Annotated in this window: 23 protein-coding genes; 7 read left to right on the forward strand and 16 right to left on the reverse strand. The window is 47.7% G+C overall.

Translation table 11 applies throughout. From position 1 onward, the window contains the following. Positions 1–11 precede the first annotated feature (11 nt). From U0358_RS10820 to srmB, 3 genes are read left to right on the forward strand one after another with little or no spacing between them, the layout of a single operon-like run. Positions 12–1502: a SulP family inorganic anion transporter gene (locus U0358_RS10820; RefSeq protein WP_322406261.1), complete on the forward strand. Its 1491-nt coding sequence runs from the start codon at positions 12–14 to the stop codon at positions 1500–1502. 17 nt (positions 1503–1519) lie between these two features. Next, the gene (locus tag U0358_RS10825) at positions 1520–2368 is read left to right on the forward strand and encodes a universal stress protein (RefSeq protein WP_322406262.1); all 849 of its coding nucleotides are present in this window, start codon (positions 1520–1522) and stop codon (positions 2366–2368) included. A 34-nt stretch (positions 2369–2402) separates the two neighbouring features. Further along, on the forward strand, positions 2403–3632 hold the full coding sequence (gene srmB / locus U0358_RS10830) for an ATP-dependent RNA helicase SrmB (protein WP_317497400.1): 1230 nt from the start codon (positions 2403–2405) through the stop codon (positions 3630–3632). Here the strand turns inward: srmB and U0358_RS10835 are convergent. The 4 genes from U0358_RS10835 to pomA form a co-directional block, all read right to left on the reverse strand. Then, positions 3629–3961, reverse strand: a complete 333-nt coding sequence (locus U0358_RS10835) for a VanZ family protein (RefSeq protein ID WP_322406263.1) — start codon at positions 3959–3961, stop codon at positions 3629–3631. The genes srmB and U0358_RS10835 overlap by 4 nt on opposite strands. An 18-nt stretch (positions 3962–3979) precedes the next feature. Next, entirely contained in the window at positions 3980–5431 is a 1452-nt protein-coding gene (thiI, locus tag U0358_RS10840; protein ID WP_317497402.1) for a tRNA uracil 4-sulfurtransferase ThiI, read from the reverse strand. Between the two features lie 66 nt (positions 5432–5497). Continuing rightward, positions 5498–6436: a flagellar motor protein MotB gene (locus U0358_RS10845; protein ID WP_322406264.1), complete on the reverse strand. Its 939-nt coding sequence runs from the start codon at positions 6434–6436 to the stop codon at positions 5498–5500. Between the two features lie 2 nt (positions 6437–6438). Then, positions 6439–7206, reverse strand: coding sequence for a flagellar motor protein PomA (pomA, locus tag U0358_RS10850; protein ID WP_322406265.1), 768 nt, complete (start codon positions 7204–7206; stop codon positions 6439–6441). Positions 7207–7408: 202 nt separating this feature from the next. On the opposite strand from pomA, the gene U0358_RS10855 reads away from it, so the two are divergent. Genes U0358_RS10855 through dxs form a run of 3 tightly spaced genes read left to right on the forward strand, consistent with a single transcriptional unit; the run spans position 7409 to position 10390 of the window. Continuing rightward, complete coding sequence (locus U0358_RS10855; RefSeq protein ID WP_011235364.1) at positions 7409–7645, forward strand: exodeoxyribonuclease VII small subunit; 237 nt, start codon at positions 7409–7411, stop codon at positions 7643–7645. Then, positions 7642–8529: a polyprenyl synthetase family protein gene (locus tag U0358_RS10860; protein WP_322406266.1), complete on the forward strand. Its 888-nt coding sequence runs from the start codon at positions 7642–7644 to the stop codon at positions 8527–8529. Before U0358_RS10855 ends, U0358_RS10860 begins: the two co-directional genes overlap by 4 nt. A 4-nt stretch (positions 8530–8533) precedes the next feature. Beyond that, on the forward strand, positions 8534–10390 hold the full coding sequence (gene dxs / locus U0358_RS10865; protein ID WP_317497407.1) for a 1-deoxy-D-xylulose-5-phosphate synthase: 1857 nt from the start codon (positions 8534–8536) through the stop codon (positions 10388–10390). Between the two features lie 23 nt (positions 10391–10413). Here the strand turns inward: dxs and U0358_RS10870 are convergent, their stop codons facing one another. From U0358_RS10870 to U0358_RS10925, 12 genes are all read right to left on the reverse strand, one after another. Continuing rightward, entirely contained in the window at positions 10414–10896 is a 483-nt protein-coding gene (locus U0358_RS10870) for a phosphatidylglycerophosphatase A family protein (RefSeq protein ID WP_322406267.1), read from the reverse strand. 23 nt (positions 10897–10919) lie between these two features. After that, positions 10920–11915 (reverse strand): thiamine-phosphate kinase, encoded by a 996-nt coding sequence (gene thiL, locus U0358_RS10875; RefSeq protein ID WP_322406268.1) that lies wholly within the window; start codon positions 11913–11915, stop codon positions 10920–10922. A gap of 3 nt (positions 11916–11918) precedes the next feature. After that, positions 11919–12338 (reverse strand): transcription antitermination factor NusB, encoded by a 420-nt coding sequence (gene nusB, locus U0358_RS10880; protein ID WP_317497410.1) that lies wholly within the window; start codon positions 12336–12338, stop codon positions 11919–11921. 10 nt (positions 12339–12348) lie between these two features. Further along, on the reverse strand, positions 12349–12813 hold the full coding sequence (gene ribE, locus U0358_RS10885; RefSeq protein ID WP_011235370.1) for a 6,7-dimethyl-8-ribityllumazine synthase: 465 nt from the start codon (positions 12811–12813) through the stop codon (positions 12349–12351). Positions 12814–12868: 55 nt separating this feature from the next. Continuing rightward, on the reverse strand, positions 12869–13510 hold the full coding sequence (locus tag U0358_RS10890; protein ID WP_322406269.1) for a GNAT family N-acetyltransferase: 642 nt from the start codon (positions 13508–13510) through the stop codon (positions 12869–12871). Between the two features lie 2 nt (positions 13511–13512). Further along, positions 13513–14115 carry a 1-acyl-sn-glycerol-3-phosphate acyltransferase gene (locus U0358_RS10895; protein WP_317497412.1) on the reverse strand — a complete coding sequence of 201 codons (603 nt, stop codon included), beginning with the start codon at positions 14113–14115 and terminating at the stop codon, positions 13513–13515. A 4-nt stretch (positions 14116–14119) separates the two neighbouring features. Then, complete coding sequence (locus U0358_RS10900; RefSeq protein ID WP_322406270.1) at positions 14120–15004, reverse strand: DUF3014 domain-containing protein; 885 nt, start codon at positions 15002–15004, stop codon at positions 14120–14122. Between the two features lie 11 nt (positions 15005–15015). Further along, positions 15016–15792, reverse strand: a complete 777-nt coding sequence (yaaA, locus tag U0358_RS10905; protein ID WP_322406271.1) for a peroxide stress protein YaaA — start codon at positions 15790–15792, stop codon at positions 15016–15018. Positions 15793–15825: 33 nt separating this feature from the next. Further along, the gene (secF, locus tag U0358_RS10910) at positions 15826–16773 is read right to left on the reverse strand and encodes a protein translocase subunit SecF (protein WP_322406272.1); all 948 of its coding nucleotides are present in this window, start codon (positions 16771–16773) and stop codon (positions 15826–15828) included. Between the two features lie 8 nt (positions 16774–16781). Next, the gene (gene secD / locus U0358_RS10915) at positions 16782–18626 is read right to left on the reverse strand and encodes a protein translocase subunit SecD (RefSeq protein WP_322406273.1); all 1845 of its coding nucleotides are present in this window, start codon (positions 18624–18626) and stop codon (positions 16782–16784) included. A 28-nt stretch (positions 18627–18654) separates the two neighbouring features. Continuing rightward, positions 18655–18990 carry a preprotein translocase subunit YajC gene (gene yajC, locus U0358_RS10920; protein ID WP_253619051.1) on the reverse strand — a complete coding sequence of 112 codons (336 nt, stop codon included), beginning with the start codon at positions 18988–18990 and terminating at the stop codon, positions 18655–18657. Positions 18991–19128: 138 nt separating this feature from the next. Beyond that, complete coding sequence (locus tag U0358_RS10925) at positions 19129–20640, reverse strand: sigma-54-dependent transcriptional regulator (RefSeq protein WP_317497416.1); 1512 nt, start codon at positions 20638–20640, stop codon at positions 19129–19131. Positions 20641–20784: 144 nt separating this feature from the next. On the opposite strand from U0358_RS10925, the gene U0358_RS10930 reads away from it, so the two are divergent. After that, positions 20785–21399, forward strand: a complete 615-nt coding sequence (locus U0358_RS10930) for a trimeric intracellular cation channel family protein (RefSeq protein ID WP_317497417.1) — start codon at positions 20785–20787, stop codon at positions 21397–21399.

Below are 21399 nucleotides of genomic sequence, written 5' to 3' on the forward strand. Positions count from 1 at the left end.
GTTATCTATCTATGTTGAAGTCTATCCAGCAGAACTGGTTTTCTAATATACGTGGTGATTTGTTGTCAGGTATTGTGGTCGCTTTAGCGCTTATTCCTGAAGCCATCGCATTCTCTATCATCGCCGGCGTTGACCCTAAAGTGGGCCTCTATGCCTCTTTCTGTATTGCCGTTGTTATTGCCTTTACCGGCGGTCGTCCGGGGATGATATCTGCCGCAACCGGTGCTATGGCGTTACTTATGGCGTCGCTGGTCAAAGAGCATGGGCTTGAGTACTTGCTAGCGGCCACCCTACTGACCGGGTTGCTGCAAATTGCTGCCGGCTACCTTAAACTGGACGAACTGATGCGCTTTGTCTCGCGTTCGGTGGTCACCGGTTTCGTAAATGCTCTGGCCATTCTTATTTTTATGGCGCAGTTGCCTGAACTGACAAACGTCACCTGGCATGTGTATGCCATGACCGTAGCTGGCCTCGCCATTATTTACGGTTTTCCTTATGTTCCCGTTATTGGGAAAATACTGCCCTCTCCGCTGATTTGTATTGTATCCCTAACTATCGTCGCCGTATTCTTAGGTTTGGATATTCGTACCGTTGGTGATATGGGTAAATTGCCGGACACCCTGCCTATTTTCCTGTGGCCTGACGTTCCATTAAACTTCGAAACCTTAGCCATTATCTTCCCTTACTCGGCAGCGCTTGCCGTAGTGGGTTTACTTGAGTCCATGATGACAGCGACTATTGTCGACGACTTAACCGATACCCCCAGCGATAAAAACCGCGAATGTAAAGGTCAGGGCGTTGCTAATATCGGCGCAGGTCTGTTAGGCGGTATGGCCGGTTGCGCTATGATTGGTCAGTCGATTATCAATGTGAAATCAGGTGGTCGCACGCGGTTGTCTACATTAGCTGCCGGTATATTCCTGCTGATTATGGTTCTGGTTCTGGACAAGCTGCTGGTACAAATTCCTATGGCGGCGCTGGTTGCCGTAATGATCATGGTCTCTATAGGTACCTTTAGCTGGAGTTCCATTAAGAACTTAAGGAAACATCCGCTGTCCACCAATATTGTCATGGTTGCAACAGTTGCGGTCGTTGTCGCAACGCATAACCTGGCTTATGGTGTATTGGTTGGTGTGCTGCTGGCCGCTATGTTCTTTGCGAACAAAATTGGACATTACCTTTACATTAAGTCGGAGATTGACTCTGACGGCATAAAACGCACTTATCGGGTCATTGGTCAGGTATTTTTCAGTTCATCTGAAAAGTTTCTTGGCGCATTTGATTTCAAAGAAGGGGTTGAGCAGGTTGTCATCGACCTCAGCCAGGCCCATTTCTGGGATATCACCGCCGTCGATGCTCTTGACCGTGCTGTAGTAAAATTCCGCCGTGAAGGTGCTGAAGTGGAAGTAATAGGGCTTAATGAAGCCAGCGCGACCATCGTTGACCGCTTTGGCGTACATGATAAACCCGACGCTGTTGATAAGCTGATGGGCGGACACTAATGGAAAAGGATTCAATAATGAAACATGTTGTTGCTTGTATTGATGGTTCTGCGTCAACTCAATCTGTTTGTGATTACGCCAGTTGGGCGGCCTTACGCTTAGAAACGCCTTTGACGCTTTTTCATGTTCTGGACGAAGCACGTTACCCGACCGAAACCAATATGACCGGAAACATCGGCTTAGGCAGCCGGGAGGCTTTGCTTGCGCAGCTAGCAGAACTTGATCAGCAACGCAGCAAGTTGGCCTTAGAACAAGGCCATCACATGTTGGAAAGTGCAAAATTGCGCGCCGCCCAAAGTGGTGTTGAACAGGTTAATTTACGCCAGCGACACGGCGACTTAGCGGAATCCTTGTTAGAAATAGAGGATTCCATGAGACTGCTTGTTATGGGTCTTCATGGCGAAGAAACTACCCGTACCAACCGTGTCGGAAGCCAACTTGAGACCGTTGTAAGAACCATGCACAGACCGATTCTGGTCGCACCTGAGGAATTTACTGAGCCTAAAAACGTGATGTTAGCATTCGACGGCAGTGATTCCTCCCGTAAAGGTATTCGCATGCTTGCGGAAAGCCCAATATTCAGAGGCCTTCCGTTACATTTGGTTATGGTCGGCGCTGATACAAACGACAGCCGCGCATCCATCGAAGCGGCCTCTAACCACTTGCGAGAGCTGGGACATGACTCGCGGTTTGAAATACGCTCGGGCGAAGTTGAGCCTGCACTTCATGCGTACCAGGAAGAGCATAATATTGATCTTCTGGTCATGGGAGCTTATGGTCATTCACGTATTCGTCAGTTTTTAGTAGGCAGCACCACAACCAGCCTGCTACAGACAACTAACTCCGCTTTATTGCTGCTACGTTAATTGCAGCAGACAAGACGATTTCAAGGAAAATAACATGACGCCAGACTGGGAAGAGTTTGACCTCGATGACCGCTTAATAGCGGTTCTTCGCGATGCCGAACTGAACAAACCAGCAAAAGTACAACAGCAAAGTATTCCTGCCGCTCTGGATGGTCGCGATCTACTTATTAGCGCACCAACCGGAACAGGTAAAACTTTGGCTTTCCTGCTGCCGGCACTGCAACATTTGCTGGATTTCCCGCGTCAGCAACCGGGACCAGCTCGTATACTGGTGCTGGCACCAACGCGCGAACTGGCTGAACAAATTCATGAGCAGGCAAAACAGTTTGAGGGCAAAACCGGATTAACCTCTGTGGTTGTTACCGGAGGCATCAACTATGGTTCGCAGCTGTCGGTATTAGAGAAGACACACGACATACTGGTAGCGACTCCTGGGCGACTTATGGATTTGCTCGAAGCCGAGCAATACAACCTGGAAGGCATTGAATGGCTCATTATTGATGAAGCCGACCGCATGCTGGATATGGGGTTTGCCGCAACAGTAAAAGAAATGGCATTGCAGGCACGTCATCGCCAGCAGTCGTTATTACTTTCGGCAACGTTAAACAGTTCTGGCGTTATTAAGTTTTCCCGCGAGTTATTAACTGAGCCCGAATACATTGATGTGCAGCCACCTAAACGTGAGCGCGGTAAAATTCTTCAATGGGCTCATTTAGCGGATACCGATGAACATAAGCGCAAACTGTTAATGAGTGTGCTTCAAACGCACCCTGGCCGGCAGTTTGTCTTTGTCAGAACGCGTGAGCGCGTGGAGCTTATTGCAAACTTTCTGCGCAGCCAGTTTGGTACCGGCCGTAAAATTGTGACGCTACGGGGTGATATGCCACAAAGCGATCGCCAGCGCATTATGAATGAGCTTAAGCAAACGACAGACATTACCTTAGTAGCTACTGATGTTGCAGCGCGAGGACTGGATGTAGACGACATTACTTTGGTAGTTAACTACGACTTACCTAAACAGGCTGACGTTTATCTACACCGTATTGGGCGCACAGCCCGTGGCGGACAAAAAGGAACGGCTATATCACTGGTAGAAGCGCACGATGCTCTATTACTGGGGCGTGTCGAGCGTTACCTGGACGCCAAACTCGACAGGCGGACAATTGAAGGATTAAAGCCTCAATATAAATTTCCATCGACTGAAAAGTCCCGGTCGAAGAAAAAAGTGAAAAAGAAAACGGATAAAAAGAAGAAGTCGCGTTAACGCGGCTTCTTGCTTAATAAATGGTGCAAAATAAAGTAAGCAACAACCCCACTGGCATCCGCTAACCAATCGTAAACATCAGCACTACGCCCGGGCGCATAAGACTGGGCTATTTCTATTAATAAGCCATAACAAACTAAAATCAGTAGCGACAGTTTAACTGACAATGCAAACGCTCTGTGAAAGGTTAGTGCCAGAACAAAGAAGATGCCAAAGTGAACCAGCTTATCCAGATGCGGAATGCTCTGAGCTCCGGCACTTGGGAATTGCCACAAAAAGAGAAAGGTGGCTGTCGATAACACAATTAAAAAAAGGGCTCTTGCCAGCATAGTTTCCTTCTCTCTTATTTAGGGCTTATAAACCGATACGTTGTTATAACCACTTTCGTGCAATAACAAGGCTTGCATCCGACTCATAATGCCTTGATCACAGAACAGCAAGTATTCCCGGCTTTGATCCAGTTCAGCAAACTGAGTGGCTAGCTTAAAAAATGGAATTTCAATAACCTCGGCTGTTACTGACAAAGGCGCTGCTTCAATTTCTTCCGCGTTTCGAATATCTATGATGGTTGTCTGGCTACTGAGTTCCGTTGTGGTATCCGGCAGTGCCAGTTCTGCGTCTGTTTGCGTCGCTATATCCTGCATGCTCAGTACGTTTGCCGCCTGAACCACCTGCTCCAGTAAATCTTTGTTAAGCTTCGCTTCTTCGGCTTCGATAACCGCCGGAATGGCTTTAACTGTGGGCTTATTAGAAATAACACCGCAATATTCAGGAATGGATTTAGCCAATGGCTCGGTGCCAATGCGCTTTGCTTCGTCCACAATTTCCTGTTTGTCTTTGGTTATTAACGGGCGTAAAACCAAAGCAGACGTAGCCTGATCAATTACCCTCAGGTTAGACAGAGTCTGGCTGGACACCTGCCCCATAGCTTCACCAGTGACCAACGCTTGCGCTTTGACATAACGAGCAACTTTATCCGCAGCCCGCAGCATTTGCCGTTTTAATACCACGCCCATCTGACCGTTATCCACGTTTGTCAGAATGTCGTCAACAATAGGGGCAAAATCAACACTGATAAACTTAATGGGGTGCGAGGAGCTGTAACGCTTCCACAAGTAATAGGCTATTTGGCGAACCGCCAGCTCGTGGGCGTCACCACCTAAATTAAAGAAGCAAAAGTGAGTTCGTGCACCGCGCCGGATAAACTCATAGGTTGCAACGCCGGAATCGAAACCACCACTTAACAATGACAGTACGGTTTCCTGAGTAGGAATGGGAAAACCACCTAAGCCGTTAATTCGTTCACCGACCAAATGCACAATCTGGTTAGTAATTTGCAGCGCAATGTCCAGGTCCGGATTAGAAAGTTTTACAGAAGTATCCGGAGCTCGCTCCAGCAAATAGCCACCCACATAACGTTCTAACTGCTGTGAATTAAACTCGTGATGACCTTTACGTTTAACCCGCACAGCAAAGCTTTTACCCGGTAAGCGCTTTAACCAGTGTTCACCAACTAATTCGGCAATCGCCTCAAAATCGGTTAGTGGCCTCTCTATAACTTCTGCAAACCAGGAAATACCGGGAGTGCTTTGTAAAATGTCATTGATTTCACTACGCACCGCCGCGTCATCACCACGAGCTGAGACTTCGATGCGATCCCACAACCATTTGACGTATATCGAGTCGTCGACCGGAGCCAGAATTTTACGCAGGTTATTGGTCAGTACTTTACCGTGACGCTTACGAACAGAACGGCTTTTTATGGTAATTTCAGCGTGCAGGCGAACAACAAACTTCATAGCAAAATCGTCAAGTCTTTAGGAAAGTGCGCAATTATACGTGTCCTGCCCGGCAGAAACCAGCGCTCAGTCGATAACATCAACGGGGTCTGATTCTGCCGCCTTACCCTGCATGACCGATATTTCAACGCGACGGTTTCGCTTACGGTTCTCTTCCGAGTTATTCGGTACCAGCGGTTTTGTGTCGGAGTACCCCATCACCACCAGCCGCTCTTCGTTAAAGTCATCCACTTTCAGCATTTCTTCTGCAACCGCAACCGCCCGCTTACTGGAAAGGTCCCAGCGTGACGAGTAAATTTCAGATACCAGGCGCTCGTTGTCGCTGTGACCCGAAATGGTCACCTCACCGGGAATATCTTTCAGTGCCCCGGCAACTTGCTGAATAATAGGCCGGAACTGCGGCTGTAAAAATGCCGAGCCCTCTGGGAATGAGCCTTGTTCGCGTATGCGAATAATAATTTGCTGCCCGTGCTGCTCAAGCTCAATCGTGCCGGCTTTAATCTCATTCTCAAGCTGTCGCTCGATACGACGCATAAGCTCCTCGGATACTTGCGTCATAGCCTCGGTGTTTTCCGCTTCGGCCTCTTTTTGGTCTTCCGCGCTGTCGGACTCCTGTCCGCCACGCTCAGTTTGCTGACCACCGGCAAAGTCAGACTCCCCCTCCTGGAACTCAAGCATCTGCTGCGTCATTTCCACGGTCTGCTGCTGGATAGTTTCAATGGGCGTTGGCTCCGGCCGTCCGGGCCGGAACTCCTGGGCAATAACACTGGTGCCTTTCGGTATGTCTTTGACTTCTATTTTATTTTGTACACCCAAAGCGTATTTCATTGAACCCGCTATTTGCTTAAACTTCAGCACGTCCATTTCGGAGAAAGCCAGCAAAAGCACGAAAAAGCACATGAGCAAAGTCATGAGATCGGCAAAGGTTGCCATCCACATAGGCAGTCCCGGGGGCGGACAGTTGCAGTCCTCTTCTTCTTCGTCTCTGACTTTCTCTGAGGCCATAACTACTCGTCCTCATCCTCATTGCCAATACGCTTAGATTCCGCTAAATAATTACGTAAAATACCTTCAATGACTCGAGGGTTCTGACCGTCCTGAATGCCTAAAATGGCGTCCAGTATCAATTGTCGGTTCAACTTTTCCTGTTCAGCACGCAACAACAGTTTATTCGCAATAGGGATGGCAATAACGTTAGCTAAAAAGGCGCCATAAAGCGTTGTTAACAAAGCAACGGCCATCGCTGGCCCTATCGCTTTAGGGTCATCCATATTAGACAGCATAGCCACCAGACCAATCAGGGTACCAATCATACCCATAGCTGGCGCTACATCGCTCAGTACTTTGAATACCCGGGCCCCTTCTTCATGGCGGGCAAAACTCATTTTTATGTCTTTCGACAAGGTTTGCCGGACAACTTCGGCATCATGGCCGTCAACCAGCATGTCTACGCCTTTACGAAAGAATTTATTCGGAATTTCTGCTTCTTCAAGCGCCAGAAACCCCCCTTTACGCGCAGAGTCGGCCATCTCAACAGCAGTATCAATAAGCTCTTGTGGATGTTCAATCTTAAAGAAAAACGCTTTAACGACCACCTTTCCCGTGCCCAGAAACTGGCTCAGAGAAAAGTTTGCTAAGGTTATAAATAATGAACCGCCGAAGACGATAAAGAACGATTGAGTCTCTAAAAACAGGGTTATGTCCCCACCCAGAACCATAGCAACGATGACAAAGCCGATGGCCCCTATAATTCCTAAGAGCGTTGCTATATCCACTCAGCCTTCCTCCCCGATTTGAGTTTTCATTTATGCTGTTGTGCTCATTCTTAAACAATCGCGTCGCGCTTACAAGCGACATCTGTTCATCTTACACAGGAATAATGAGATCATCGGCTGACATTCCGGATTCTTTATCGGATAATTAACTTTCATTCTAGTAGCAATGCAGCTCATTACAGATTTTAAGGCAGACTCAGCTATGGCAGACGAACAGAAACAGCAATCCTTTGAACAAGCTCTGGAGCAGTTAGAACAGCTGGTTAATGAACTGGAACAAGGCGACTTGCCGCTTGAACAATCGCTGAAGAAATTCGAACAAGCCATTGCCTTGTCACGGTCCAGCCAGCAGCAGTTGCAGCAAGCCGAGCAAAAAGTGACAACCTTACTGGCCGAGCAGCAATCTGGAAATGATGAAAGCAATGGAGAACTGATGTGACGATTAACTCGTTAACAGCAGAAACACGAGAACAAGTCGATACCTTCTTAAAGCAAACGCTTGCGCAGTTAACCCTGAATTCGCGTCTGAGTCAGGCAATGCAGCACGGTGTGTTAATGGGCGGAAAACGTATTCGCCCTTACCTGCTAATGAGCGTTGCCGACATTTGTGGCGCCAATAAAAATGATGCTCTGCGAGCCGCTGCCGCAGTTGAGTTGATACACGCGTATTCGTTAATTCATGACGATTTGCCAGCAATGGACGATGACGACTTACGCCGTGGTCAGCCAACTTGCCACATTGCTTACGACGAGGCGACAGCCATTTTAGCCGGAGATGCGCTACAGACACTGGCTTTTGAAGTCTTAACCGAAAGCCGTATGGAACAATTGCCCAGTGAACGGCAACTGCAATTGGTTCAGGTACTGGCTAAAGCCAGCGGTGCCCGAGGAATGTGTGCAGGTCAGGCAATCGACTTACAGGCAACAGCAAAACGTCTTACCGAAAGTGCGCTGGAGCAAATGCATTTAAGTAAAACCGGTGCATTGATAACAGCCGCCGCCACTATGGGTGTGTTGTGCGGCAATGACAATTCACAACCATGGCGGGAAAAGTTTGAGCAGTTCGCTCATTACCTGGGGCTGGCATTTCAAGTACAGGATGATATCCTCGACGTAACAGGTAACACTGAAGCTCTGGGGAAACCTCAGGGGTCAGATACCGCGTCTGAAAAGTCAACTTATGTGCGTTTGCTTGGTATAGAAGGTGCTCAGCAACGCCTGCAAAACTTACATCATAAAGCACTACAGTCGTTAAGCGATATCCCTTACAATACAGACAGACTTGAACAATTTTCCGACTTGCTGTTAAAGCGGGACCACTAACTGAATGACTCAACAATATCCGTTACTTGATAAAATTAATTCCCCCGCTGACCTGCGCCGTTTACCACGGACGCAATTGCCGGAACTGTGCGCAGAAATCAGACAGTTTTTATTAACCTCAGTGAGCCAAAGCAGCGGCCATCTGGCGTCAGGTTTAGGCACCGTAGAACTCACGGTTGCCCTGCATTATGTATATCACACACCAGAGGATAAGCTGGTTTGGGACGTTGGCCATCAGGCTTACCCACATAAAATTCTGACCGGGCGTAAACAGCGGTTGCACTCTATTCGTCAAAAAGACGGGCTTCATCCTTTCCCCTGGCGTGAAGAAAGTGAATACGATGTCCTCTCAGTCGGGCATTCAAGTACGTCTATATCAGCAGCTTTAGGAATGGCGGTTGCAGCACAAAGACAAAGCCTGCGACAGAAAGTTGTCTCTATTATCGGTGACGGTGCAATGACCGCCGGTATGGCATTTGAAGCCATGAATCATGCTGGTGATATAAAACCGGATATGCTGGTCGTACTGAACGACAATGACATGTCTATTTCAGAAAACGTTGGTGCTCTGAACCATCATTTTGCCCGCTTATTGTCAGGTCGCTTTTATACCTCATTGCGGGAAGGCAGCAAAAAATTACTCAGCCCGCTCCCTCATATTCGCCATTTTGCCAGCCGTGCCGAAGAGCACATGAAGGGCATGATGGCACCAGGTACCATTTTTGAAGAGCTGGGATTCAATTACATCGGTCCGATAGACGGTCATGATGTCGATACCCTGGTTGAAACCTTATCGAACATGCGCAGTTTAGGCGGTCCGCAATTGCTGCACATTGTGACGCAAAAAGGCAAAGGTTACCGACCTGCGGAGAAAGATCCGATTGGTTACCATGGCGTGCCAAAGTTTGATCCTGCGGAGTCTAGCCTGCCTCAGAAAGCACCAGGCATTCCCAGCTATTCTGAAATTTTTGGTCAATGGCTGTGCGATACCGCGCGTAATGACAAGTCACTCATGGCAATAACACCAGCCATGCGTGAAGGCTCTGGTATGGTGACGTTTTCACAGCAATTTCCACAACAGTACTTCGATGTTGCTATTGCTGAGCAGCACAGTGTGACTTACGCAGCGGGTCTGGCTATTTCAGGACTTAAGCCTGTTGTCGCCATTTACTCCACCTTTTTACAGCGCGGTTACGATCAGCTCATTCACGATGTCGCTTTGCAAAACCTTGATGTGCTCTTTGCCATTGACCGCGCCGGTATCGTTGGCGCAGATGGACCAACCCACCAGGGTGCCTTTGATTTAAGCTACCTGCGCTGCATACCCAATATGATAGTCATGGCCCCCAGTAATGAACAAGAGTGTCTGGACATGCTAACCACTGGCTACCAGCACAGAGGCCCGGCAGCGGTTCGTTACCCTCGTGGAGCCGGCGTTGGCCTGGAGGTTCGTCAGGGTAAAGTTATTGAGATAGGAAAAGCTCAAACCCTTACACAGGGACAGAATATTGCTTTCCTTAATTTTGGTACCCTGCTGCCTGAGGTAGAAGCCGCGGCAACCAAATTTAATGCCACCGTCGTTGATATGCGTTTCGTAAAACCTCTGGACACTGCTTGTCTGGACCAGTTAATGACAACCCATTCAGTGCTGGTAACCGTAGAGGAAAACGTCATAACAGGCGGTGCAGGCAGTGCCGTGAGCGAATACATTGCCCGTCAGGAAGCAAGCCCGAAAGTGTTAACAATAGGCTTACCGGACGAATTTATTAAACACGGTTCGCAAGGTGAAGTTCGTGCCGAACTGGGCCTGGATGCTGCAGGTATTGAACGTCAGGTGAATGACTTTACTAAGAAAAATTGAAGTATGATAAGGTCAGGTTTGCTTTAGCCAAGCAGACCTGACAACCACCAGCCTAAATGCAGTATTACTGCCGAGAAAATCCCCGCCAGCACGTCATCCATCATAATACCGTTACCGCCGCTTAGCTTTTTATCTGCCCAGCCAATTGGGCCGGGTTTCCAGATATCAAAAATGCGAAACAACACAAACGCCGCCAGCAACCAAAAAGGCTCTACAGGCAGTGCGAACATAGCGACAGCATAGCCAACTATCTCATCCCAAACTATTGAAGGGTGGTCGTGCTCACCCATGGCCTTAGCGGTATACTGACATATCCAAATACCGGCCAGCGTCATTATCACCAGAGCCAGCAGATATTCCCACCAGTTAAGTGAAGCTAATAAAAAAACGGCCGGAATTCCAATAAGGGTTCCAAAAGTACCCGGCGCTTTGGGAGCAAGACCGGAGCCAAAGCCCAACGCAAGCCAGTGTATGGGGTTACACCATGAAAGTTTCGCATGAGACATGGGCTTGCGGCTCCTTTAGCGTCTTATTTAGTGGCTTCGTTCTGTGGAAAATGATTAAAGCTGCTATAACCTTCAGCCAACAACCAGTCTTCACCATTATAGCGCAGCTGAATGTCACCGGGCTCACCGTTCGCTACGCGACCGATACACACCGGCCGGGTCTTAAGGTGCGTGGTTAATGTTTCCATACGCCCCCGATGTTCCTCGGGTAAAGTAAAGCAAAGCTCGTAGTCGTCTCCGGCGGTCAAAGCCAAAGCAAGTGCGTCATCCACCTTAAGGGTTTCGGTTAACGCCAGCGACAGGGGCAGCTTTTCCAGTTCCAGTTGCGCCTGAGTGCCGGCTTCTTTCATTAGATGTCTTAAGTCGGCCAGAAGACCGTCAGAAACATCAATGCAGGAGCTTGAGACGCCCCGCAGGCTTTGTCCTAAAGCGACCCTGGGAGTGGGGTAATGCAGTCGTTCTATTACCTGCTGCAAATGTCGTCCGGTCGCGCTCACTTTATTCTGCGTAACCTGCAAGCCCAGGCCCGCATCACCCAAAGAGCCGCTGACGTAAATCCAGTCGCCCGCCTTTGCCCCGGAACGCGGTATCGCGCTACCCGAGGGCAGCTGACCATGAGCTGTAATGGTTATTGTCAGCGGGCCTTTGGTTGTGTCGCCCCCAATTAACTGGCAGTCGTAATAACCGCAAATTTCATCCAGGCCACCACTAAATTCCTGAAGCCAGTCTTCATCCATACTAGGAAGCGTCAAGGCCAGATTAATCCAGCATGGTTGCGCCCCCATAGCTGCCAGGTCGCTTAAATTGACAGCAACACTTTTATGACCAATAGCACGGGGTGGTGTGGTCATATCAAAATGCACACCTTCTACCAACGTATCGGTAACAATGACCAGGTCATGCTCAGGCATTGGCCGGACAACAGCGCCGTCATCTCCAATGCCCATAGCAACATCGCCCCGTTTTGCGGAGCGATGAGTGAAGTATTCATTAATGAGCGAAAATTCATCGCGGGGCATAAGTTACTGCCTGGTTGGGCGGAGAGTGTCTACAGCTTTATCGAGTACACCGTTGACAAAACGATGGCTTTCGTCGGCACCAAAAGATTTAGCCAGTTCTATTGCTTCGTTAATAGCCACTTTATAAGGAACATCAACGCGTTCACGCAATTCATAAGCAGCCAACCTAAGAACCGCCAGTTCAATCGGGTCAAGCTCTTTAATCGGCCTGTCTAAAAATGGTCCCAGCGCTTCGTCCAGTGCCCGGCAATGCCCGCCAACACCACGAAGTAACTCTAAAAAGTAGTCAACGTCCACTTTGCTGGTGTCATTTTCTGTTAAAAATTGAGCCTCAATATCGCTAAAGCTATTTTGCGATAATTGCCATGAGTAAATTGCTTGCACGGCCAACTTACGGGCCTTTCTTCTTGCTGCGGGTTTCATTTGAAGTATCTCAGAGTTGTTTCAGTACATTGACCATTTCAAGCGCGCTTAATGCGGCTTCCGAGCCTTTATTTCCGGCTTTAGAGCCACTGCGCTCAATGGCTTGTTCCAGCGTATCTGTGGTAATAACGCCAAATGCGACAGGTAAATCAAACTCGGTCGCAACCCGGCCTAAACCACTATTACATTCACCGGCAACAAACTCGAAGTGTGGTGTACCACCGCGAATAACCGCACCGACCGCAATAATTGCGTCGTATTTACCAGAGCTGGCCAGACGTTTCGCTGTTACCGGCATTTCATAAGCACCAGGAACACGCACAACGGTTATATCGTCGTCCGCTACTTCACCGTAATGCTTTAATGTCTGCACAGCACCGTCTAATAAGCTTTCAACCATAAAATGGTTAAAGCGAGAAACGATAATGGCAAACTTTTTACCAGCCGCGTTTATTCCACCTTCAATTACCTGCATGAGTTTTCCTTATTAACCGTTCGTTAATTGCGCGCGATCATAGCACAATGTGGGGCTATTTGCGTGAAATTGAGTAGGAGAAATACCTTTCCTGGGCATCTAAGTCACGACCCAGCGAGCGGGCACTGCTACTTTCCAGTAGCTGCAAAGCTGTTTCGTTATTTTCTGATACCGGAAACAGCACTTGCCGCCAGGGCCAACTTGCTTCCAGCCAGTCTTTTAAAAGCACAAAAAAATCATTATGTAAGTTATCGTCAATGGCCGATTCTAAAAGCCACCAACTGACTTCAGCGTTATACGCATTACGTGAAATGCCATTTTTTTCTTGTCTACTGGCAGCTACCGGTACCATATAGACAGCACCAATAATCGACTTATCTTCCTTATCAATCACCAAATAAGTAAAAGCCGTTTGCGCTTTAGCCTGTTCCAGATGGTAATTCACCATGGTTTCGTTTTGCTGAGATGTACTTTTTTCTGACGGCCAGGACCAGCCCAGGCGCTCATAAAGCCACCTCTGCGAGGTCATATAGCTGTGGAAGAAACGAGCAGTGTCGGAGCGTTTAATGGGGCGGATAATTAAGCTGTCACCCTCAGCGTATTCAGGAACAGCCCATTCTTTTTGCCAGAAGTCTGCCGCTGCTGCCGCATTAAATAGCGGCAGTATCGACATGAGCAGAAAAATGCGAAGCAGCATTTTCAACACGCTTCTCCATGCTTACCCTGCGCATGCTCGAAATACGATTTAACCCTGGCAAGCTCTTTTTCCAGTTCGTCGCCAATCATTAGTGCTGGGCCTATATCAATGGCTTTGCGCGCATAATCAAAAGCAATAGGAACAACTGGGACACGAGCTTGTTGTGCCATGTGCAAAAAGCCTTTTTTCCACTCTTTTACGCGCTTTCTTGTGCCTTCCGGAGTTATCACTAAAATCAGTTCATTTTTTTCGCGAAACTCTCTCACCATATTACCTACAACACCATTCGCACTGCTTCTGTCTATAGGAAGCCCACCCAGTTTGGTTAACAAACCTTTCAGTGGAAAGCGGAACAAGCTGCTCTTTGCCAAGTAGTTAAGCTTTAAGCCCATAGCCAACATGACGCAGGCCCCAACCGGAAAGTCCCAGTTAGATGTGTGCGGCGCAACCGGAAGAATCGCCTTTCTTACGTGAGGCATTTCGCCATTAATTTTCCAACCGCCCAATACGCGTAAGCCAAAGCGACCCACCCAACGTAAAAAGCGGTTCTGGGTAACAGGGAATTCGCCTTTAACGAATTCCGGGATTACTTGTTTATCGGTCATAAAATTACTTTAGTACCTGTCTTATTTCGCGTAACTTTTCTTTCACTCGCTGAATATTTTCAGGTCCCATGCGCAGTAATTGCTTTTGCGCTGCCGGTAAGGACTCATAAGAATCGTTAGCGAAAGTATACATAACGCTATCATCTTCTACCTGAACCAGCCCTTCTGGCACCGGCGTTTCAAGCATGACATTAATGGCTTCCAATAAGGTGTCATCAAAATCTGACTCCGGATAGCCAATTTCGGCGTAAGCTTCCTGTACTAATGGCTTAAACAAGTCATAATTTTCCGCCAGCGCACCAGGTTGCAGGCTCACAAACCAGTCCACTAGAGTGTCGTATCGACGATAGCTGTTTTCGTCAATATAAAGCTCACCATCAACCTCCAACACACTAAAGCGACCGTCGGGGCGCTGAACAATCGTGCGTTCACGAACAACGCTGCCATTACTGATGTTATCCATCAGCACAACTGCGTCGCGAATAATCTGAGAGCTTTTTAATGGACGAATGTTGACGTCGGTTGAATCTAGATTCTGAAGCACCGTCGGTGTGCTATTGTCCAGCTCCGGTAAAGCAATAGGTTCCGGCTCAGGTTCAGCCTGCTCTTGTTCCGGTTCAGACTCTGGTTCGGTTGGAACCGGTTCTGGCTCAACTTCAGGCTCAGGTTCTTCAGACGCTTCTTCATACCCCTCAACCTGAACTTCGGTTGATTGTTGTTGATCAACCTTTACCGTTTCGGTTTGTTGCTTCTTGTCTTCAGAAGCCGGCAGCCACCACCATACTATGGCAGCGATAACCGCTAACACAATAAGCGTAACAACAACCCAAGTCGTTTTTCGACTTGCTTCTTCTGTTGCCGTTGATGTTTCAACCTGGTCGTCACTCATTGTGCGCTCCTTTATTTTTGCTCAGCACGACAAAAAACCAATTGTTTATCGCTGGACATAGCTTCATTAAAACTATAGCCATTTGCATCAAATTCTTTTAAATCAGACACGGATTTTGGCTTTTGGTTCAGGATAAATCGCGCCATTAGCCCCCTTGCCTTCTTGGCATAAAAACTAATGACCTTATATTGACCATTTTTTTCATCCTTAAACACGGGAGTAATCACGTCCGCATTGAGCTCTTTTGGCTTGACCGCCGAGAAATACTCATTGGAAGCTAAATTCACTAAAGTTGAGCTACCCAGCTCAGCCAGGTCATCATTGAGCGTCTGCGTAATGGTATCGCCCCAGTATTCATACAGGTTTTTGCCTTTAGGGTTATCCAGCTTGGTCCCCATTTCCAGTCGGTACGGCTGCATCAAGTCCAGAGGACGTAAAACACCATAAAGACCAGACAAAATCCGCAACTGCTTTTGTGCCGTATCAATGGCCTCTGAATTCAGGCTGGCAGCATCTAAACCAGTATAGACGTCACCATTAAATGCAAACATGGCCGGACGTGCATTATCTTCATTAAAAGGCCGTTGCCACTCCTGAAAGCGAGCAGCATTCAAGCCCGCTAGCTTGTCGCTAATTTTCATTAGCGACCCCAGTTGTTGCGGGCTTAATTGCCGACAAACCTCAACCAGTTCCTCCGCGTTATCCAGCAAACGTGACTGAGTAGCATTCAGTTCCGGCAAGTCACTTTCGTAATCCAGGTTTTTAGCAGGTGAAACAACGGCCAACATGTCTATGCACTCCATTCAAATTATACCGTAAGACTAGTTCAGCGGATCTTGATCCGCGCCTTCTTTTTCCACTTCTGGTGGCATTAAGTCTTCACGACTCACACCAAATTTCAGTGCGACGGTACTGGCGATATAAATGGATGAATAGGTACCAATAACCACACCAAATAACAGCGCCGTAGCAAAACCATGAATTAATGGTCCACCCAGGAAGAATAAGGTCAATAACACCAGTATCGTTGTCAACGAGGTCACTATTGTACGGCTTAATGTGTCGGTTAGTGCCCGATTGACGGTTTGAATTGGCGTCAATTTAGCAAACTTACGGAAGGTTTCGCGAATACGGTCACAAACCACCACCGTATCGTTAATTGAGTAACCGATAACCGCCAGTAAGGCCGCTAAAACCGTTAGGTCAAACTCTAACTGCAATATGGAGAATAACCCTAAGGTTAAAATGACATCGTGCGCTAGTGCTGCTACAGCACCCACGGCTAAACGCCACTCAAAACGCATCGCAATGTAGAGTAAAATACAAATAAGAGCGGTTAGCATCGCCAGCCCGCCCTGCTCGATAAATTCGTCGCCCACATTTGGGCCAACAAATTCGATACGACGCATTTCAACGGTCTGATCAAACTCGGCACGCAACGACTCGAGTATTGTAGTACCCAATTGCTCAGCTTTAACCCCTTCACGAGGTTCCGGTCGAATCAGTATGTCTTCCTGCGACCCGTAGTTCTGCACTACAGCGTCACCGAAATCACTTTCATCTAATGCACCACGAACACGACTTAAATCAGCTGCACTTTCAAATCCAACTTCAAGCAAGGTTCCACCAGTAAAGTCCAACCCAAAGTTGAGCTTGTTAACTGACAGCGAAACGATGGAAGCTACTACCAGTAATGCACTGATAAGACCCATAATTCCGCGGAAGCGCATGAAGGGAAGTCGTTCATCGGTTTTAATTATCTCTTGCATGGCTCCCCCTAAATAGACAGTTTAGACAGCTTTTTGCCGCCCCAAACTGAGTTAACAATGGCACGGGTTCCGACTATCGCAGTAAACATGGACGTTATAATCCCGATAGCAAGAGTGATGGCAAAGCCTTTAATAGGCCCGTTACCAATAGCGAACAAGATAAGCGCTGCAATCAGCGTGGTTACGTTCGCATCGGCAATGGTCGACAAGGCACTGTCATAACCGTGATGAATTGCCTGTTGAGGGCTTCGTTTTGCTTTTATTTCTTCGCGTATACGCTCAAAAATCAGTACGTTAGCATCGACTGCCATACCAACCGTCAGTACAATACCGGCCATACCCGGTAAGGTCAGTGTTGCTCCCGGAATCATCGACATAACACCGATAATAAGAATCAGGTTTGCTGCCAAAGCGCAGTTTGCAACTAAGCCAAACTTTTTGTAGTAAAGCACCATAAAGGCCAGAACTAATACAAAGCCCCAGAAAATAGCCTGGGTACCAGAATCAATGTTCTGCTGACCTAAGCTTGGACCTACAGTACGCTCTTCGACAATTTGAATCGGTGCGATAAGTGCACCGGCGCGAAGTAACAGCGCCAGATTCTGAGCTTCGTTAGCGCCCACTCCAGTAATACGGAAATTGCTACCTAAGCGAGACTGGATTGTTGCCACATTAATAACTTCCGCGTTCTTGGTGAACTGTAAGTTACCTTCAGCGTCGCGCTCGTCTGTGGCTTTATATTCAATAAAGACGGTTGCCATAGGCTGACCAACATTGTCTTTAGTTGCCATAGACATTTTATTACCACCGGCACCATCCAGGGTAATATTAACCTGCGGACGGTTGTACTCGTCGTAACCAACGCCTGCGTTAACAATATGGTCACCAGTCAGAATAACGTCTTCTTTCAGCAATTGAGTCGGACCGTCGCGCATTGGCATTAACTCGCTACCGAAAGGTACCCGACCGTTCTGGGCGTCACGCACATCATTCTCGGAGTCAACCATACGGAACTCCAGCGTTGCTGTAGCTCCTAAAATCTCTTTCGCCCGTGCTGTATCCTGTACCCCCGGCAGCTCTACCACAATGCGATTTGAACCCTGACGCTGAATAAGCGGCTCGGCAACACCTAGCTCGTTAACCCGGTTACGCATAATGGTAATATTCTGAGATACTGCGTAATCACGCGTTTCTGCAAGCTTCTGCTCGCTCATCTGTAGTTGCAGCAGTTGGTTTTCATCGTCTTCCAGCAGCGTATACCCCTGATAACGACCATCCAGATACTCAGCAGCTTCCGCGTAAGCTTCTTCATTACGAAGTTCAATTTCAACCGTCGTATCATTAACGCGTACAGCGCTGTAACGAATACGCTCCTCACGCAGTTCGGCACGAATCGTGTCCTTCATGCCATCGACAATTTTGCGGACGGCTTCGTCCATGTCGATTTCCATTAAGAAATGCACACCACCACGTAAATCCAGCCCTAATTTCATTGGCTGCGCACCAATGCTCTTCAACCACTCAGGAGTTGCAGGAGCAAGGTTCAAAGCGACAATATAATCATCACCTAAACTCTCCAGGATGCTCTCCCGGGCTTTTAACTGCTCATCATCGGAGGTTAGTCGAACTAAGAGTTGCTCTTCTTCTAAAGCAATGCTTTTGGGTTGTATGCCAACGTTTTCCAGACTGCTCTTCACGCGATCCATGGTGCTGGTATCGATGGTCGCATTTCGGTTTGCGGAAATTTGAACTGCTGGATCTTCACCGTAAATGTTTGGCAGCGCATAAAGCGCTGCCATCAATACGACAAAAATAACCAGCAGATTTTTCCACAACGGGTATTTATTTAACACGTCGTGCCCCTGTTTCTAATGTCAGAGATTAGAGAGACTTCATTGTTCCTTTCGGAAGAACGGAAGTCACAGAACCTTTCTGAATGGTTACTTCAAGCTCGTCAGTCAAAGCGATAACGAGAAAGTCTTTGTCTTCGCTTACTTTAGTGATTTTACCGACCAAACCACCTTGAGTCAGCACTTCGTCGCCCTTGCTCAAAGCACCCATCAGCTCTTTATGCTGCTTGACACGTTTTGCTTGTGGACGATAAATCATGAAGTAAAAAATTAACGCAAACATGACCAGCATGAAAATCAGTTCCATACCGCCACTGCTCTGGCCGCCGGCCTCTTGCGCGTATGCTGAGCTAATAAAAAAGTCCATAAAATTCCCTCAGTTAATTTAAATTTATTATTAAATTTTGGATAACCATCTCACGATATGGGGACAGTTACTCCAGAATGCAATTCAATTTTTCTAAGGCGGCTATACTACCAGAAAGTTTAACGCCGCTCAGTATTATCAAATATCATATCCCAAACTTTTAAGCCTGCGCCGTAAACCTATTTGAGACACCTGCAAATCCCACATCATTTTTTCGGTGTCAGAACGGTTCTGCTCATAACTTTTTTTAATCTCTTCTTCGGATAAATCCTGCGCTGTGTGAACCCCTTCAAAACGCTGAATAAGCTGATATACCGATGCCCGGGAGATACCCAAAGTTTTAGCGGTTGCCTGCAGCTCAAACCGGCAGTTGCGCAATGTTTCCAGTAGCTCATCTCGACTAACGCTGTTGGGTTTGCGATGAACACTGGTTTCATCTTCCCAATGGCCGGAGTTGCTCGGCTTAAGCATAGATAAAAGCTGCGGGTCGAGGTGCAATTGCTCTTGCTCGCGGCTATCAATAACGACCTGACGCGCTACATTTCGCAACTGGCGCACATTACCAGGCCAATGGAAGGTCAGCAGCTGGCTCATCAATTCACCGGGAATCTTGACATCATGAGAGCGGTCAGCGTAAAGCTTACGCCACTGCTCACGTACAAAATAATCGAATAACAAACCGATATCTTCACGACGCTCGGTTAATGGCGGGATGAATAACTGATAAGCCGAAAGCTTTTCAATTAACATGGACAGCGTTGAGTTCTCTTCAAAGCCGCCAGAGTCCTGATGACTGGTCAGCATAATACGGCATGTAATTGGCTGCGTTTCTTCTGCACCAACCGGTACAACAGATTTGCTTTGCAGAACAGTATAAAGCAAACGGTGTAAACTCGGCGAGGCATCCTCGATGTCTTCCAGTACAATAGTACCGTCGCCAGCTTGCTCAAAATAGCCAGGTTGTCGGCTACCGCCACGATAACTACCAAACAATTCAGCTTCTGCAACTGCATCGTGTATTGCAGCCAAGTTTACACTAATAAAAGGCTGCTCCCGACGTTCGCTGGCCTGATGAATTGCAAAGGCGGCCTGTTGCTTACCCACTCCGGCAGCACCTCTAATCATAACCGGCAGGTCCATACCGGCCAGTTGAGAAACGCGATCCCGAATGGCTCGAATATCAGAGCTAATACCAAACAGCACATCGTTGTCATCTACCGAGGAATCTTGCAGTGGCAATAATTTTAAAAGTAAAACAATGCGGTGGTTTAGACCAATAACGACACCGTTATCGAGGTCACTTTCTTTCAGAATATATTCGTCCTGAACACCACGCCCGGCAATGGTGACCGTTGTTTTTGTGCTATGCGCTTTTAGCTTAATACGACCACCCGACTCGCGCTGAAAAATGATTGGCGAGCGGCTGATAAATTCATCAAGTAATGCTCTGCCAGCATTACCATTTTTGGCAAATTCTGGCTTTACCCTACTTAGGTAGTCACTCCCTTCACTGTGTAAATCTATTAACGCTGCGCGTTCACCTATCCGCGACCGGTCAGGATGCGCTGCGATCACTAACATGGGAACTCGTTGGTAGCTACTAACGAGATCATCAACTGCATGTTTTGTCGTGTACTCGGTTGCACTCATTCTCGCTGTTCCTTAGCTCAATAGCAGCTTTTAAATTCATGCCATCATAAAATTATGAAGTCCAAATAGCCAATCAATTTATGCTGGGAATCTATAAAGGTTAATGACAAACTAAGTCATACCATTGCTACTTTTTGATGACTCATGGAATTAATATTTTACTGGACGGACCATGCCGGTGTCGCGGTTTTTGCGGTAGCCGGTACGTTATTAGCGTTTCGCAAAAAGATGGATGGTTTTGGTGTACTGGTTTTAGCCTCAGCGACAGCGATTGGTGGCGGTACAACGCGCGATCTCATTCTTGGCTTGCCGGTATTCTGGACCCACGATCCAGTCTATCTATACACCATAATTGTTGCCGCTCTGCTCACCATCATATGGCTGCGATTTAAAGCCTATATTCCCATGAACACACTCATGGTTGCAGATGCTATTGGCCTGGCCTTTTTCGCCACTATGGGCGCGGAGAAAACCCTATCAGCCGGTTTCCCACCCTTTATCGCTATCATCATGGGCACTATATCAGCCTGCTTTGGTGGTATGTTGCGCGATGTTCTGGCGCGCGATATCCCCATGGTTTTGAAAAGCGAACTGTACGCAACCACCTGTCTTATCGGCGCCACCGTCTATGTCGCGCTCGTGCCCTACCAACCTTTAATAGCGCTAGCTGCTGGCATGACCTCAACTTTGCTCATTCGTTTAGGCGCTATCAAGTTTAACTGGTCATTGACGGTTTTTCGTGATCATCAGGATCATTAG

Source organism: Idiomarina sp. PL1-037, from assembly GCF_034422975.1.
GTDB lineage: Bacteria > Pseudomonadota > Gammaproteobacteria > Enterobacterales > Alteromonadaceae > Idiomarina.

What these genes read in the sequence shown, in the direction of transcription:
- secF (WP_322406272.1), bottom strand. Translation starts at nt 16,773, where the DNA reads ATGCAAGAGATAATTAAAACCGATGAACGACTTCCCTTCATGCGCTTC.
- U0358_RS10930 (WP_317497417.1), top strand. Translation starts at nt 20,785, where the DNA reads ATGGAATTAATATTTTACTGGACGGACCATGCCGGTGTCGCGGTTTTT.
- U0358_RS10890 (WP_322406269.1), bottom strand. Translation starts at nt 13,510, where the DNA reads ATGCTGCTTCGCATTTTTCTGCTCATGTCGATACTGCCGCTATTTAAT.
- U0358_RS10825 (WP_322406262.1), top strand. Translation starts at nt 1,520, where the DNA reads ATGAAACATGTTGTTGCTTGTATTGATGGTTCTGCGTCAACTCAATCT.
- U0358_RS10895 (WP_317497412.1), bottom strand. Translation starts at nt 14,115, where the DNA reads ATGACCGATAAACAAGTAATCCCGGAATTCGTTAAAGGCGAATTCCCT.
- ribE (WP_011235370.1), bottom strand. Translation starts at nt 12,813, where the DNA reads ATGCAGGTAATTGAAGGTGGAATAAACGCGGCTGGTAAAAAGTTTGCC.
- yaaA (WP_322406271.1), bottom strand. Translation starts at nt 15,792, where the DNA reads ATGTTGGCCGTTGTTTCACCTGCTAAAAACCTGGATTACGAAAGTGAC.
- U0358_RS10925 (WP_317497416.1), bottom strand. Translation starts at nt 20,640, where the DNA reads ATGAGTGCAACCGAGTACACGACAAAACATGCAGTTGATGATCTCGTT.
- U0358_RS10820 (WP_322406261.1), top strand. Translation starts at nt 12, where the DNA reads ATGTTGAAGTCTATCCAGCAGAACTGGTTTTCTAATATACGTGGTGAT.
- nusB (WP_317497410.1), bottom strand. Translation starts at nt 12,338, where the DNA reads ATGAAACCCGCAGCAAGAAGAAAGGCCCGTAAGTTGGCCGTGCAAGCA.
- dxs (WP_317497407.1), top strand. Translation starts at nt 8,534, where the DNA reads ATGACTCAACAATATCCGTTACTTGATAAAATTAATTCCCCCGCTGAC.
- yajC (WP_253619051.1), bottom strand. Translation starts at nt 18,990, where the DNA reads ATGGACTTTTTTATTAGCTCAGCATACGCGCAAGAGGCCGGCGGCCAG.
- thiL (WP_322406268.1), bottom strand. Translation starts at nt 11,915, where the DNA reads ATGCCCCGCGATGAATTTTCGCTCATTAATGAATACTTCACTCATCGC.
- srmB (WP_317497400.1), top strand. Translation starts at nt 2,403, where the DNA reads ATGACGCCAGACTGGGAAGAGTTTGACCTCGATGACCGCTTAATAGCG.
- U0358_RS10900 (WP_322406270.1), bottom strand. Translation starts at nt 15,004, where the DNA reads ATGAGTGACGACCAGGTTGAAACATCAACGGCAACAGAAGAAGCAAGT.
- thiI (WP_317497402.1), bottom strand. Translation starts at nt 5,431, where the DNA reads ATGAAGTTTGTTGTTCGCCTGCACGCTGAAATTACCATAAAAAGCCGT.
- U0358_RS10870 (WP_322406267.1), bottom strand. Translation starts at nt 10,896, where the DNA reads ATGTCTCATGCGAAACTTTCATGGTGTAACCCCATACACTGGCTTGCG.
- U0358_RS10855 (WP_011235364.1), top strand. Translation starts at nt 7,409, where the DNA reads ATGGCAGACGAACAGAAACAGCAATCCTTTGAACAAGCTCTGGAGCAG.
- U0358_RS10835 (WP_322406263.1), bottom strand. Translation starts at nt 3,961, where the DNA reads ATGCTGGCAAGAGCCCTTTTTTTAATTGTGTTATCGACAGCCACCTTT.
- U0358_RS10845 (WP_322406264.1), bottom strand. Translation starts at nt 6,436, where the DNA reads ATGGCCTCAGAGAAAGTCAGAGACGAAGAAGAAGAGGACTGCAACTGT.